Below are 14739 nucleotides of genomic sequence, written 5' to 3'. Positions count from 1 at the left end.
GGGAAAGCGGACGGTTGTCACTCATATAAGCCGTCTTTTGCCAAAGGACGGCGGCCTTATCGGGCAATAGATTGCCGGATGGCGATGCTGATGCGCCGCCTTATCCGACCGGGGCGGCGTGATTGCTCAGGCCCGGTAAGCGCACGCCACCGGGCAATAAACGTTTACTTCGCCAGACGCGCTTCGATGGCGTCCATCAACATCCCGGTGATAGAGATCGGGTATTCCGCTTCAATTTCACGCACGCAGGTTGGGCTGGTCACGTTAATTTCCGTTAAGCGGTCGCCGATAATATCCAGACCGACGAAAATAAGCCCTTTGGCTTTAAGCGTCGGCCCAACGCGGCGGGCGATTTCCCAGTCGCTTTCGCTCAACGGACGGGGTTCGCCGCGACCACCAGCCGCCAGGTTGCCGCGGGTTTCGCCGCCCTGCGGAATACGCGCCAGGCAGTAAGGCACCGGCTCGCCGTCGACGACCAGGACGCGCTTATCGCCATCTTTGATCGCGGGCAAATAGTTCTGCGCCATGCAGTAGCGGTTGCCCAGCTCGGTCAGCGTTTCGGCAATAACGCCTATGTTAGGATCGCCTTCCTTAACGCGGAAAATGGACGCGCCGCCCATACCGTCCAGCGGTTTCATAATGATATCGCCGTGCTTTTCCCAAAACGCTTTGAGCTGCGCTTTATTGCGCGTTACCAGCGTTTCCGGCGTCAGATCGGCAAACCAGGCGGTATACAGTTTTTCATTACAGTCGCGCAGGCTTTGCGGTTTGTTGACGATCAGCGTCCCTTCTTCTTCAGCGCGTTCCAGAATATAGGTCGCATAAATAAACTCGGTATCAAACGGCGGATCTTTACGCATCAAAATGACGTCCAGATCGGCGAGTTTAATCTCCTGCTCGCTGCCGAACTCGTACCATTTATCGTAATTTTGCTCCACGCTCAACGTTCGCGTGCGGGCGCGGGCTTCGCCGTTAATCAGATAAAGGTCGGCCATCTCCATATAATGAAGTTCATAACCACGACGTTGGGCCTCCAGCAGCATAGCGAAACTGGTGTCTTTCTTGATGTTGATGTGTGCGATGGGGTCCATCACGATGCCGAGCTTGATCATTATTTTCTCCGTTAACGCTTCATCCTAAGTCGCCAAAACGCACCTGTAGCGCGGTAATGGCGGTGAGCGCGGTTGTCTCAGTACGCAGAACGCGAGGTCCTAACAGAATATCAGTAAACTGATAGCGCGCGGTCATCGCGATTTCGTCCGCCGACAGCCCGCCTTCCGGGCCGATCAGCAGTCGGACGCGTTCAACCGGCAGCGGCAGAGTGTTGATGCTGGCATGGGCGCGCGGATGAAGATTGAGCTTCAGCCCGGAATCTTGCTCGGCGCACCAGGCTTCCAGCGCCATCGGCGGGCGAATTTCCGGCACCCGGTTACGCCCGCATTGTTCGCAGGCGGCGATGGCGATCTTTTGCCACTGCTGGCGCTTTTTGTTCAGACGTTCATTATCCAGTTTAACGCCACAGCGCTCAGAGAACAGTGGCGTAATGAGGCTTACACCTAGTTCGATCGATTTCTGGATAGTAAATTCCATTTTTTCACCGCGCGACATCACCTGGCCCAGATGGATATGTAGCGGCGATTCACGATCGTCGATTTCGCCTTTCATCACTTGCACTTCAACGCTTTTCTTACTGGCGCTAATGATTTCAGCATCGAATACCTGATTGCTGCCGTCAAACAGCTGTAACGCTTGTCCCGGTCCCATGCGCAGTACACGACCAATATGGTTGGCCGCATCTTCGCATAACGAAATCTGCGTACCGGACGTCAACAATTCAGGGTGATAAATGCGGGGAATACGCATAATAAAAAAATCCGCGTCATGGCCCCGGCGTTTGGCTATCCAGGGCATGGGTTAACAAGAATCCCGCTAGTGTAGGTTAGCTCTTTCGCGCCTGGCAAGCGCGTTGCACATAGGGATTATGATTACCCTGGACCTTCGCGATACGCGCATCGCGCTCGCACTCCCAGGCGGTAACGGGGTACTGCTTATCCCAGACGTTAAAAAGCTGCGTTTGTTGGCGGGAAAGTTTCAGTTGGTATTGGTCGCGCATATAAAAATAAGTGCGGGCGATTGCGCCACGGGCGCGGGCGGGCGGCTCGGCGAGCTTCGCTTTGAAATCCACTTTCATGGCGCACTGCCCGTACTGACCTTCGCCGCCGTTCCACTGGCTATACATAAAGTTGCCGCGATCGCCATTCACTTCGCCAATCGCGGGTTGCAGGTTATGCATATCGCTTTCCATTTTGCGGTAGACCGGGTCTTTAGCGCAGTTTTTTCGCCCGCCGTCCTGCCAGCACTGGCGCTGATGACCGAATTGCCAGGCGGGGACAACGTGCTCCCACTCAATGCGTCTGGCGCGATTCTCGTTTTTACGCACCTTATAGCCGCAGGACTCCAGGTCTACGACGCCTTTTTTACCCTGCCAGCGGATTTGGCACCCGCAGTAAAAGCTGCCGGGCGCGTCAGCATTGACTTTGACGCTCGCCGCTTTGGCCTGAGAAAAATTGTTAATGCCATCGGCCAGGGCCTGGCCTGAAAACGCTGCGGCCAGCAACGCAGCGGCAAAAGAAAAATTACGGTACATTGCACACTCCATAGCAAAACGAGCCCGCAACGTAACGAAAGTTGTGTCTGTATGCAATCAGTCCGCTCAGGAAAGTTCCCGGACGTTTCGGGAACTACCCGGCGACCAGTGGTTCACCGCAGTGAACGCAACGATAAACCGCTTCGCCGCGTACTACCCGATTATGACGGCGGACGGTGAGTTGATGTTGCTGGCATTGGCAATGGTAGGGAAAGGTATTGCGCCGTACGGATTGCAGAGCAAATTGATGAGTACGTCTGGCCGGAACGCCCAGCACGCTTTCCATCATCCACTTCCATTCCTTGCCATGCGGAGCCTTGCGTCCGAAGTGCTTCCACACCAACAGATGCGCCAGTTCATGCGGCACGACCTCTGCAATAAAGGTGTCGATGTTTTCCAGCAGTAACACCGGGTTGAGGCGGATTTCGTAGCTCTCCAGCCAGGCGGTGCCCGCCGAGGTGCCGCGTTGCGTATACACCAGTTTCGGCTCCGGATAATGTCTATCGAGCTTGAGGTTCGCCTGGGCGAGATTTTCCCGCAGACGGCGCATCACGGCCTGCTGGATAGCGATAGGGAGACGAGGGGTTTTCATAGCGGCAGAGAATAGTGCGACGGAAGAGGGACTGCAAGAAAAACGCTTCCTCCTGTGGCAGGAGGAAGCGTGGAGGGATTAGTCGTGGGCGCCGATTTCGCGCAGTTTACGACCTTTCATCAGGTTACGTTCAATGTGTTCCAGCGAAACGTGTTTGGTTTCCGGCACCAGCCACAGGGTCAGCAGGATAAACAGCACGTTCAGGCCAGCGTAGACCCAGAAAGTGTTGGCGTTACCCAGATTGTTCAGCATGGTCAGGAACGTTGCGCCGACGATCATATTGGCGATCCAGTTGGTCGCGGTGGAGCAGGTGATGCCGAAATCGCGGCCTTTCAGCGGCTGGATTTCGGAGCACAGTACCCAAATCAGCGGACCAGCGCTCATCGCAAATCCAATGATGAACATCAGCAGCATAGCGATAGCGAAGTATTGCGCAGACGGCGAATGGATGCCGATGTGCATCATCGTACCCAGAATCCCCATACCAATCGCCATGACCAGGAAGCCCAGCGTCAGGGTCGGCTTGCGGCCCCAGCGGTCAACCAGGCCGATAGCGATGAAGGTTGCCAGCACGTTAGTCAGACCAACAATAACGGTGCCCCACATCTGCTCCGTGGTATTCGTGTACCCCGCCAGTTCGAAGATTTTCGGCGCGTAATACATAATGACGTTCATCCCGGTAAATTGCTGCATGACCTGCAACAAAATGCCAAGAAACACGGCGCGGCGGAAGTTGCTGTTCTCTTTGAACAGCGCCCAACCGCTCTGTTTAACCTGCAAACTTTCGCGAATTTCATCGAGCTCACGTTTTGCTTCCGCACTGGTGTCACGCAGGCGCAACAGGACGCGTTCAGCATCATGGAAACGGCGTTTCGCCGCAAACCAGCGCGGGCTGTCCGGCAGGAAGAAGACGCCGATCAGCAGCAGAATGGCCGGGATGATGATCACGCCGAGCATCCAGCGCCATGCGCCGCTGTAGCTGAACGCGGTATCGGACAGATAAGCGCCCAGAATCCCGATGGTGATCATGAGCTGGTACATTGAGATCATACTGCCGCGAATTTTTTCCGGCGCGATCTCGGACAGGTACAACGGTGCAGTGTAGGAAGCGACGCCGACGGCCAGACCCAGCAGCACGCGAGAAATAATCAGGACTTCAACGTTAGGCGCCGCAGCGGAGAACAGCGAACCGGCGACGAACAGGATAGCGCCGATCATCAGGCTTTTTTTACGACCCAGCTTAAAGGAGAGCCAGCCGCTGCCGACAGCGCCGACGGCCGCGCCAAACATCATGGAGCTGACCACCCATTCCTGAGTGTGTGCGGTAATCTGAAACTCGTCGGTAATGAAGGGTAAAGCACCGGCGATAACGCCGATATCCAGGCCAAAAAGTAATCCTGCCAGGGCTGCAAGAAAGCAGACAAAAAATGTCATGGCCTTGTTGGAACGCCCTTGTTTTTTATTGTCAGGCATTATGCCCTCCGGTTGGGTTAGCAATTTTATCGATGTTAAGAGTAGGTGAGTACGCCGTAAAAAGATGTGAGGCTAATCACAATGGTGTAATCGTTTACACTGCTATTTATCTCGGTGATTATTTAATTATCTGAAAAATAATAGTTTTAATAATCTTATAACCATATCAATCGCCTGGTATTCAGACAAAGTTGAAAAATTATGTAATATTTTCATCGCAGAATTAGCATACCGATAGTGATGCGGTCAGTTCTTAATGAAAATGAATGTAACCGCTTTCATGATGACTGAAACTGAATGATAAAAAGTGTAGTCGAAGAAACGAAAGGGGAGAGTGGATTGTGCTGCGCATCACAAAAAGGTCAGTATAAATTCACGCTGGAATATCTGATAACGTTGCGTGTATCAGCAATGATAAAGGCCAGCAGGGCGCTGGCCTTGATAAGTACGGTATGGTTTACCTGACTGAAAAACAGCGTCAGGCGCGGGCGATTATTTCAGACCGGCAGCATCGCGCAGCAGTTGCGCTTTGTCGGTTTTTTCCCATGGGAAGTTTTCGCGACCGAAGTGGCCGTAAGCCGCAGTTTCTTTGTAGATCGGGTGCAGCAGATCCAGCATCTGAATCAAGCCGTACGGGCGCAGGTCGAAGAATTCGCGCACCAGCAGAATCAACTGTTCAGCAGGCACTTTTTCAGTACCGAACGTTTCCACCATGATGGACGTCGGCTCCGCTACGCCGATAGCGTAGGAGACCTGGATTTCACAGCGATCCGCCAGACCTGCCGCCACGATGTTTTTCGCGACATAACGCGCAGCGTAAGCTGCAGAACGGTCAACTTTAGACGGATCTTTACCGGAGAAGGCGCCGCCGCCGTGACGCGCCATACCGCCGTAGGTATCAACGATGATCTTACGACCGGTCAGACCACAATCGCCCATCGGGCCGCCGATAACAAAACGCCCGGTTGGGTTGATAAAAAACTTAGTGGACGTATTTAACCATTCAGACGGCAGAATGGGTTTGATGATCTCTTCCATCACCGCTTCTTGCAGCGATTTTTGGTCGATATCTTCTGCGTGCTGCGTAGAGAGAACCACGGCGTCAATACCGACGATTTTGCCGTCGTCATACTGGAAAGTGACCTGGCTTTTTGCATCCGGACGCAACCATGGCAGGGTGCCATTTTTACGCACTTCAGCCTGACGCTGTACCAGACGGTGCGCGTAGGTGATTGGCGCAGGCATCAGTACGTCGGTTTCATTTGTCGCGTAGCCAAACATCAGGCCCTGGTCGCCCGCGCCTTGTTCCAGCGGGTCTGCGCGGTCAACGCCCTGGTTGATATCCGGAGACTGTTTGCCAATTGCGCTCAGTACCGCGCAAGAGTTGGCGTCAAAGCCCATGTCGGAATGCACATAGCCAATTTCGCGCACCGTATTACGGGTAATCTCTTCGATATCGACCCAGGCGCTGGTGGTGATCTCACCGCCAACTAAAACCATGCCGGTTTTAACGTAGGTTTCACAGGCGACGCGTGCTTTCGGATCCTGTTGCAGGATAGCGTCCAACACGGCATCAGAGATTTGGTCTGCGATTTTGTCAGGATGCCCTTCTGATACGGACTCAGACGTAAAAAGGTGTTTTGCCATATTTAATTTCACCTAAGGAGAATTTAGTTAGCTCAAACTGTTGTGCGGAATAGTCATGACAGAAGATTCTACCATGAGTCTGAAGGTTACTGACACTGGCAGTCTGAGTGTTAATCAGTATGGATGGATTAACATCTGGACGGCTATTTTAGGTCACTTCTTCGCCCAATTTCCAGCTTTTTTTGAAGGCCGTCGCAATGTCGGTCAAAATCAGGCGGTAAACGTTTCTGATAATGCTGACATTATGCGCATTTATGCTTTGCTTTTTTTCTGCGTTCTGGGTATAAAACGCGACGCGCGGCTCATACAAAAGCACACGACGTTTTCTTCGTGTCGCCACTTCCAGCCGGGTTAAAACGTTGCTTTGGCTTGTGGGTTCGTCTTACGAGGCGGCCGTGGAGGTGATACGAGATAATGAACCGTTGTATTCTGCTGAATCTGTCGCATCGTTCTGGTGCGCGCATGTCCCCCGCAATCTGCATCTCTGCTTTGCATACCTGCCGATGTTATACCCATCTCGGCGCTTCTCAGGATTCCAGAGCCGGCAATGGCGCTGAAGACTGAACAAGGGCGCTCTTGTTAACGCAAGAGTTTTCTCGTGGTTTCGCCGAACCGTTATCTGTGAGTTCGGTTACGTGTTTACAATGATATGAAAAAGAAACCGGTCGCGCAGGCGGAGCATCAGCGCTATCTGCTGGAAAATCCGCTTGTCTATGGGTTGTTATCGCGTCTTCGGATTGCGATAGTAGTCAACTGTTTTACACTTGCTAATAAAAATTGAGGTTCGCTATGTCTGACGACATGTCTATGGGTTCGCCTTCGTCAGCAGGCGAACAGGGTGTACTACGCTCCATGCAGGAGGTTGCAATGAGCTCCCAGGAAGCCAGCAAGATGCTGCGCACTTACAATATTGCCTGGTGGGGCAATAACTACTACGACGTCAACGAGCTGGGCCATATTAGCGTATGCCCCGATCCCGACGTACCGGAAGCGCGTGTCGATCTTGCCAAACTGGTGAAAGCGCGCGAAGCGCAAGGTCAGCGTCTGCCGGCGCTGTTCTGCTTCCCACAGATCCTGCAACACCGTTTGCGTTCAATTAACGCGGCGTTTAAGCGTGCGCGTGAATCTTACGGTTATAACGGCGACTACTTCCTCGTTTACCCGATTAAGGTCAATCAGCATCGCCGCGTGATCGAGTCCCTTATCCATTCCGGTGAACCGTTGGGGCTGGAAGCGGGGTCAAAAGCGGAATTGATGGCGGTGCTGGCGCATGCCGGCATGACCCGTAGCGTGATCGTCTGTAATGGTTATAAAGACCGTGAATACATTCGGCTGGCGTTGATTGGCGAGAAGATGGGCCATAAGGTTTATCTGGTCATCGAAAAGATGTCTGAAATCGCGATTGTGCTGGAAGAGGCCGAGCGCCTGAACGTGGTTCCTCGCCTGGGCGTGCGTGCGCGTCTGGCCTCTCAGGGGTCCGGTAAGTGGCAATCCTCCGGCGGCGAAAAATCAAAATTCGGCCTGGCGGCGACGCAGGTGCTGCAACTGGTGGAGACCCTGCGTGACGCCGGGCGTCTGGACAGTCTGCAACTGTTGCACTTCCACCTGGGATCGCAGATGGCGAACATTCGCGATATCGCGACCGGCGTGCGCGAGTCCGCGCGTTTCTATGTTGAGCTGCATAAGCTGGGCGTTAATATCCAGTGCTTCGACGTGGGCGGCGGTCTGGGCGTGGATTATGAAGGTACCCGTTCGCAGTCCGACTGTTCGGTGAACTATGGCCTGAACGAATATGCCAATAACATCATCTGGGCGATTGGCGATGCCTGCGAAGAGCATGGTTTACCGCATCCGACGGTGATTACCGAGTCTGGGCGCGCCGTCACTGCGCACCATACGGTACTGGTCTCTAACATTATCGGCGTGGAGCGTAACGAATACACGGATCCGACTGCCCCTGCTGAAGATGCGCCGCGCGCGCTGCAAAATCTGTGGGAAACCTGGCAGGAGATGCATAAGCCTGGCACCCGCCGCTCGCTGCGTGAATGGCTGCATGATAGCCAAATGGATCTGCACGATATTCATATCGGCTACTCTTCCGGCGCGTTTAGTTTGCAGGAGCGCGCCTGGGCGGAGCAACTTTATCTCAGCATGTGCCATGAAGTGCAGAAGCAACTGGACCCGCAAAACCGTGCGCATCGTCCAATTATCGACGAACTGCAAGAGCGGATGGCGGACAAAATGTACGTCAACTTCTCGCTGTTCCAGTCGATGCCGGACGCGTGGGGAATCGATCAGCTCTTTCCGGTACTGCCGCTGGAAGGGTTAGATCAGGTACCGGAACGTCGTGCCGTGCTGCTGGATATAACCTGTGATTCCGATGGCGCTATCGACCACTATATCGATGGCGACGGTATCGCCACGACGATGCCGATGCCGGAATACGATCCAGAGAATCCGCCGATGCTCGGCTTCTTTATGGTCGGCGCCTATCAGGAGATCCTCGGTAACATGCACAACCTGTTTGGCGATACTGAAGCGGTTGACGTGTTTGTCTTCCCGGATGGTAGCGTCGAGGTTGAGCTGTCGGACGAAGGCGATACCGTTGCGGATATGCTGCAATATGTGCAACTGGATCCAAAAACGCTGTTAACGCATTTCCGCGACCAGGTAAAACAGACGGATCTGGACGATGCGTTGCAGCAGCAGTTCCTTGAGGAATTTGAAGCGGGACTGTACGGTTATACTTATCTTGAAGATGAGTAATTAAGAGTATTCCGCTTGTGGGTCGATTTAATTATTTAAGTCGACCCTTTTATATTTTATAAATTCTTAATTATCAGCGGCGTCTCTTCTCTATATGATTTTATGGGCCTACAATCCCCCTAATAATTAAAAAGGGGTGTGAGTATGAGCAAATTTAAATTTAATGCCGTCATTGTTGGCTTGTTTTTGCTGTTAGGCGGCTGTTCCAGCGGAATGCAATCTAATAATGGCTCTTCATCCGACGTCGGCACCGCCTGGGGCGGCGACGTGTATTCATCGGTACAAAGCGTTTCGGTAGAACGTGCCGATCGAGAACCTGCCGAAATGGTGATAATAAATTACTCCACTCAATATCCGTCAGGTTACGATAAAGTTTATAGTATACGTATCAGCGATCTTGAATATGCTGTGCGCGACGCTAATTTTAATTCGATTCCAATTACTCGTCGCTACAACGCATCAATGGGACAATGGCAATATAGTATTCCTGCAAGATCAGGGATGAACTATCAGTTATATATCCGTAATTACAGTCATGATACCAATTACGAAATCGTCGCAACGGTTGATGGCCTGGACGTGTTGAACGGAAAAGCAGGCTCGCTGAATCATCATGGCTATATTGTTAACGCCGGCGATTCACTGGCGATTAAAGGGTTTCGCAAAGATAAACACACTGAGGCGGCATTCCAGTTCGCCGACGTAGCTGACGCTTATGCGGCCCACTCCGCGCAGGGCGACGTACGCAACATCGGCGTCATTGGCTTTGCCGCTTTTGCATTGCAGGGTAAAGCAACAAATACGCTACCGCCTTGTTCCTCGCAGGCTTTCCCGGCGGACAACAACGGGTATGCGCCGCCGCCCTGCCGCAAATAAACCCGGCATCAAACGTCAAATATGCGTTATGGGAATCAGCACCTTTCCTGCCGAGTCTGGTGGGGAAGGACTGTGTGACGCGCATAGCCGTAGGTTGCGGGAAAGAAACGACCACTCTCTGGCAGGGAAATTGTTTACCATAAACATTAGGATTTGTTTACACTACCCTCAAGTGGAGCAATTGCTGTCTACATAGGTATGTGCATGGAACAAATTTTAACCAAGCGGCGCTATTTTGATATAGGGCTGCAAATAGAAGAACTACTCTATTCAGGGGTATTTAAAGCTGGCGAGCGACTTCCGGCGGAGAGAGAACTCAGCGAGCGTTTTCAAACCAGCCGCACGACGATTCGTGAGGCGATTATTATGCTTGAGCTGAAGGGAGTGGTAGAGGTTAAGCAAGGCGCAGGCACTTACTTTATTGATAGTCTGGAAAAAATCAATCAAAAAGCGCTCTTGCCTTACTCAGACATTGGCCCCTTTGAATTGCTACAGGCCCGGCAGGTCATCGAAAGTAACATCACCGGTTTTGCCGCTACGCAAATCAGATTTAATGAACTTAAGCAGCTTAAACGTATTATTGAGCAGCAGGAAAAGCAGATTGGCGGCGACAGCGACAAATTTGAAGAACTGGATCGCCAGTTCCACAATATCATCGCGGAATCCACGCAAAATCGTGTATTAATGAAACAATCTGCCGAGCTGTGGCGGGCTGTCAGGACCGAAAATCCGCGCTGGAAGCAGTTAAACTATAAGTATTTACATAAGAAAGAGTTAAGAATGAAATGGGTGGAAGATCACCGTAGTATCTTCCTTGCATTGCAAAAACGCGATGCTGAGCAGGCCAGACAGGCTTCGTGGACCCATCTTGAAAACAGTAAAAATGAGCTGGTAAAAATCTTCCAACAGGATGATTCGCTGGAAGATTTTGATGATTTTTTCTTCGCCACCTGACGGCTATTTTCAGGCGGATGACATTTTTGTCAGCGATTAACCGGGCCTGCCGCCAAAAACAAGCCCGGAGAGAGGGAATCAGGCTTCGTAAACGCTCAGCTTATCCCAGTCAAACTCTACGCCAATGCCGTAGGTGTCTGGTGCCACGGCGCGATAATTGTCGACCACCAGCGGATGTTTGGTATATTGATCGGGAAGCTGTGAACCTCCAGTCAGCCAGTCTCGAATGCGGAAACCAGGCTGACGTGTAATTCCTGCATACCGAGCGAGCATACCAAACGACCGCCATTCGTCGACAGACGCGCCGCCTTCAACCAGCCATTTTCCACAGCGGCAGTTTTTCACGTTTGCCTTTCAAATCCCAAAGGGCGATATCCACCGCAGACATCGCAGACATCGCAGACATCGCAGACATCGCAGACATCGCAGACATCGCAGACATCGCAAACGACGCGATGCCTCCGCAACCCACATAGTGAATATGCTATTCCATAAAGTCATAGATATCGTCAATCGCAGCGCCCTCTTTCCCTGACAGTACCGGGGCAAGATCGTGGTCGATCATCGCTTTAATTGCATACCCTCCCTTTCCGCCGGTATAGGAATATCCGGTGCCAGTTGAACCGTCTTCCAGCGTAATCGTCGTGGTTACCAGTTCGAAATGGCTATTATGCCATGTTTCGCGTCAACTAAGACCTCGGCCAGAGGGGCTTTGAAAGCTTTGTTTCAACGTGCCTAATCTGCGTCTTCATCAATTTTTTCCTGTGTTCAATCAATGGATTAATTTGCCAATTACGTCTAAAGGCGGCTTACTCCTCATCGCTTTAGCAGCGACCCGGATGATCAAAACCGTAACTGATGTTCTTAGGTTAACGTTGATGCTGATAATAAATTGAGTTCATTAATTCACTAGACAAATTATCAGGTTTGGTTTGCTGTGTTTCGGGTAATTATTGAACCAATCATGCGTAACATATACGCTCGCAGCGGGCGCGTTATTTAATAAGAGATTGTTTTTCATGGTATTTAATGATTTCGGATTGTATGGGTGGTATGCCAATTCGTGGCCGATTCTTCTAATCAAAATCACGATTTTGTGAATCGTAAAATTTATCCTGAGAAGTGCATTTTATAACTAATTGATAAATAAATTATTTTTATTCATTGGCTATTAGTCAGCATACCAGGGTAAAGAATATGGTGCCATGAGTGTGATCATATTCACGGATTTTGGTATGGTGTTTAAGCAGAATTGGTAAACAAAACAGGAGTGGGAAAAATTCATGGACACCATAGCTCGCCAGTTAGACGCCGCAAGGCACCAATTCAAAACGACTTATTCACGTCAGGGAATGGAAGCCAACATCGTACATATTGGATTTGGCGCCTTTCACCGTGGTCATCAGGCTGTTTATAACGATCTCACGAATGAGATAACCGGCAACCGCTGGGGGATTTTTGAACTAAATCTGTTCGGCGATGCGGAGCTGGTGGATGCGCTAAATGCGCAACAGGGGCTGTTTTCAGTGGTGGAAACGTCAGCCAGCGCCATCAATAGTCGCCTGGTTCGTACCATCACCGGCGCGTTGCATACGCCGAAGTCAGGTATTCAGGCGGCGATCGAGAAGCTGACTGAGCCGCAGGTAAAAATTGTTTCGTTGACGATAACGGAAAAAGGTTACTGCACCGATCCACGGTCCAGAACGCTCGATCTCAGCCATCCGCTCATCAAACACGATCTTGCCGATCCTGAACATCCCCGGTCAGCACTCGGACTGATCGTCGAAGCGCTACGGATACGCCGCCAGCAAGGGCTTCCCCCGTTTAGTGTACTGTCGTGCGATAACATTCCGGAAAACGGTCATTTGACCAAAACGGCGATCGTTACGTTTGCCGATAATCTTGATCCGCAACTGGCGGCCTGGATAGCGAAGCATGTCACCTTTCCTGGCACCATGGTCGATCGCATCGTGCCGGCAATGACGCCAGAGCAATTTGACATGATTAAAGACCAGATCGGTTTTGCCGATCCCTGCGGCATCGTATGCGAGGATTTCCGTCAGTGGGTTATCGAAGATAATTTCGTTGCCGGTCGTCCTGACTGGGATAAAGCAGGGGCGATGTTCGTCTCGGACGTGCTTCCCTATGAAGAAATGAAACTTCGTATGCTGAATGGCAGCCATTCGTTTCTCGCCTATAACGGCAGCCTGGCTGGATATGAGTTTATCTATCAGTGCATGGAAGACGACGCTTTTAAAACCGCCGTACATCATTTAATGACGGAAGAGCAGGCAAAATCGCTGCGCCCGAATTTGGCGGTAGATGTACATCAATATGCGCAGTTGCTCATTGAGCGATTCAGCAACCCGAATATTAAACATAAGACCGGACAGATTGCGATGGACGGTTCTCAGAAGCTGCCTCAGCGGGCCGTCGATCCTTATCTGACGCTCCAGGCGCGCGGCGTTAAGGGCAGGGCGTTGGCGACGCTGATTGCGGGCTGGCTCCATTACGTCATTAATACACTCTCTCAGGGGCAGAGTGTGGCCGACCCGCTCAATGATACCTTCAATGCGGCTATTAAAAATAAAAACACGCGATGGGAACAAGCGCTGTCTTTGCTGCAGATAAATAGCATCTTTGGAACGCTGGCCAGCGACAACGCAGACTTTTTAAACAACATTCAGCAGGCCTTTAACCATATTGAATTACATGGCGTCACGGCCACCATTCACCGTTTATCTTCAAAGGGTTAAGTATGAAAACGCTTATCTGTAATAATCCGGGAAATATCGAATACATTGAAAGGGATATTCCTCATTTAAAAGACGATGAAGTACTGTTAAAAATTAAAGCGGTTGGTATTTGCGGCACCGATATCCATGCGTTTGCCGGTCGCCAGCCCTTTTTTGCCTATCCGCGCGTGCTGGGTCATGAAATTTGCGGCGTGGCTGAAATGTTAGGTAAATCGTGCAGCACGGCGAAGGTCGGCCAACGCTATAGCGTTATTCCCTGTATTCCTTGCGGCGCTTGCGCAGCCTGCCGGGAAGGAAAAACCAACTGCTGTGAGAACGTCTCGCTGTATGGTGTTCACCAGGACGGCGGCTTTAGCGAATATCTGGCCGTTCGTGAACAAAATCTGGTTGAACTGTCGGATAACCTCACCGACAGCGCGGGCGCGCTGGTTGAGTGTTTCGCCATCAGCGCCCATGCAGTACGCCGCGCTGACGTGAAGCCGCAGCAAAACATTGTGGTGGTCGGCGCCGGGCCGATTGGGCTGGCCGCCGCCGCGATAGCAAAAGCCAAAGGCGCTCGCGTCGCGGTAGCTGATATTGACGCCGAACGCCGTCGTCTGGTCGCCGAAAAGGTAGGCGTTGCAACGCTCGATCCGTCGTCAGACGACTATATTGATGCGCTGAAAGCCTGTTTCTCCGGTGAATTAGCCGGCACTGTGCTTGATGCCACCGGCAATAAATCCTCCATGAGCCGCGCTGTCGATCTGATTCGTCACGGCGGAAAAATCGTCTTCATCGGGCTGTATATCGGCGAGCTCGTCATTGACGATCCGACCTTCCATAAAAAAGAGACCACGCTATTGAGCAGCCGTAACGCGACGCGGGAAGACTTCGAATGTGTCATTGAGCTAATGGCTCAGGGCGCTATTAGCGAAACAATGATGAAAAACCAGGAATTCGATTTCTATACGTTCGGCAACCAGTACCAGAAGAACGTGGTAGAAAACAAAAAATTGGTTAAAGGCGTTATCAAATTTTAATAGCGGGAT

15 protein-coding genes and 1 pseudogene are annotated in these 14739 nt (G+C 51.7%); 8 read left to right on the top strand and 8 right to left on the bottom strand.

Annotated features, from left to right (window positions below):
• Nucleotides 1-164 precede the first annotated feature (164 nt).
• From gshB to metK, 6 genes are all read right to left on the bottom strand, one after another.
• Nucleotides 165-1112 (bottom strand): glutathione synthase, encoded by a 948-nt coding sequence (gene gshB / locus EOS97_RS04800; protein WP_000593248.1) that lies wholly within the window; start codon nt 1110-1112, stop codon nt 165-167.
• Nucleotides 1113-1131: 19 nt separating this feature from the next.
• Nucleotides 1132-1863, bottom strand: coding sequence for a 16S rRNA (uracil(1498)-N(3))-methyltransferase (gene rsmE, locus EOS97_RS04795; RefSeq protein WP_001222488.1), 732 nt, complete (start codon nt 1861-1863; stop codon nt 1132-1134).
• A 76-nt stretch (nt 1864-1939) separates the two neighbouring features.
• The gene (gene endA, locus EOS97_RS04790) at nt 1940-2647 is read right to left on the bottom strand and encodes a deoxyribonuclease I (protein ID WP_000286124.1); all 708 of its coding nucleotides are present in this window, start codon (nt 2645-2647) and stop codon (nt 1940-1942) included.
• Between the two features lie 94 nt (nt 2648-2741).
• Nucleotides 2742-3239: a SprT family zinc-dependent metalloprotease gene (locus EOS97_RS04785; RefSeq protein WP_000856775.1), complete on the bottom strand. Its 498-nt coding sequence runs from the start codon at nt 3237-3239 to the stop codon at nt 2742-2744.
• 78 nt (nt 3240-3317) lie between these two features.
• Nucleotides 3318-4712: a galactose/proton symporter gene (gene galP / locus EOS97_RS04780; protein ID WP_001113171.1), complete on the bottom strand. Its 1395-nt coding sequence runs from the start codon at nt 4710-4712 to the stop codon at nt 3318-3320.
• A gap of 492 nt (nt 4713-5204) precedes the next feature.
• The gene (gene metK, locus EOS97_RS04775; RefSeq protein WP_001062140.1) at nt 5205-6359 is read right to left on the bottom strand and encodes a methionine adenosyltransferase; all 1155 of its coding nucleotides are present in this window, start codon (nt 6357-6359) and stop codon (nt 5205-5207) included.
• A gap of 55 nt (nt 6360-6414) precedes the next feature.
• On the opposite strand from metK, the gene EOS97_RS04770 reads away from it, so the two are divergent.
• The 6 genes from EOS97_RS04770 (at nt 6415) to EOS97_RS04745 (ending at nt 10955) form a co-directional block, all read left to right on the top strand.
• Complete coding sequence (locus tag EOS97_RS04770) at nt 6415-6714, top strand: hypothetical protein (protein ID WP_001543499.1); 300 nt, start codon at nt 6415-6417, stop codon at nt 6712-6714.
• 59 nt (nt 6715-6773) lie between these two features.
• Complete coding sequence (locus tag EOS97_RS27420) at nt 6774-6923, top strand: hypothetical protein (protein ID WP_001751809.1); 150 nt, start codon at nt 6774-6776, stop codon at nt 6921-6923.
• An 85-nt stretch (nt 6924-7008) separates the two neighbouring features.
• Nucleotides 7009-7140: an acid stress response protein YqgB gene (yqgB, locus tag EOS97_RS04760; protein ID WP_000729109.1), complete on the top strand. Its 132-nt coding sequence runs from the start codon at nt 7009-7011 to the stop codon at nt 7138-7140.
• An 8-nt stretch (nt 7141-7148) separates the two neighbouring features.
• Nucleotides 7149-9125 (top strand): biosynthetic arginine decarboxylase, encoded by a 1977-nt coding sequence (speA, locus tag EOS97_RS04755; RefSeq protein ID WP_001278580.1) that lies wholly within the window; start codon nt 7149-7151, stop codon nt 9123-9125.
• A gap of 144 nt (nt 9126-9269) precedes the next feature.
• On the top strand, nt 9270-10001 hold the full coding sequence (locus EOS97_RS04750; protein ID WP_000032798.1) for a hypothetical protein: 732 nt from the start codon (nt 9270-9272) through the stop codon (nt 9999-10001).
• 153 nt (nt 10002-10154) lie between these two features.
• A complete protein-coding gene (locus tag EOS97_RS04745; protein ID WP_001576357.1) occupies nt 10155-10955 on the top strand; it encodes a FadR/GntR family transcriptional regulator in 801 nt (266 codons plus the stop codon).
• Between the two features lie 78 nt (nt 10956-11033).
• On the opposite strand, the gene EOS97_RS27415 is transcribed toward EOS97_RS04745, so the two are convergent.
• Nucleotides 11034-11300 (bottom strand): hypothetical protein, encoded by a 267-nt coding sequence (locus tag EOS97_RS27415; RefSeq protein WP_023165945.1) that lies wholly within the window; start codon nt 11298-11300, stop codon nt 11034-11036.
• Nucleotides 11266-11589: pseudogene (locus EOS97_RS27410) on the bottom strand (hypothetical protein). Before EOS97_RS27410 ends, EOS97_RS27415 begins: the two are co-directional and overlap by 35 nt.
• Before the next feature lie 649 nt (nt 11590-12238).
• On the opposite strand from EOS97_RS27410, the gene EOS97_RS04735 reads away from it, so the two are divergent.
• Nucleotides 12239-13711, top strand: coding sequence for a mannitol dehydrogenase family protein (locus EOS97_RS04735; RefSeq protein WP_000379527.1), 1473 nt, complete (start codon nt 12239-12241; stop codon nt 13709-13711).
• A gap of 2 nt (nt 13712-13713) precedes the next feature.
• A complete protein-coding gene (locus EOS97_RS04730) occupies nt 13714-14730 on the top strand; it encodes a zinc-binding alcohol dehydrogenase family protein (protein WP_000853913.1) in 1017 nt (338 codons plus the stop codon).
• Nucleotides 14731-14739 lie beyond the last annotated feature (9 nt).

The organism is Salmonella sp. SSDFZ54 (assembly GCF_004010735.1).
GTDB classification, from domain to species: Bacteria; Pseudomonadota; Gammaproteobacteria; order Enterobacterales; family Enterobacteriaceae; genus Salmonella; species Salmonella enterica.
This window is presented reverse-complemented; position numbering and strand designations above follow the sequence as displayed.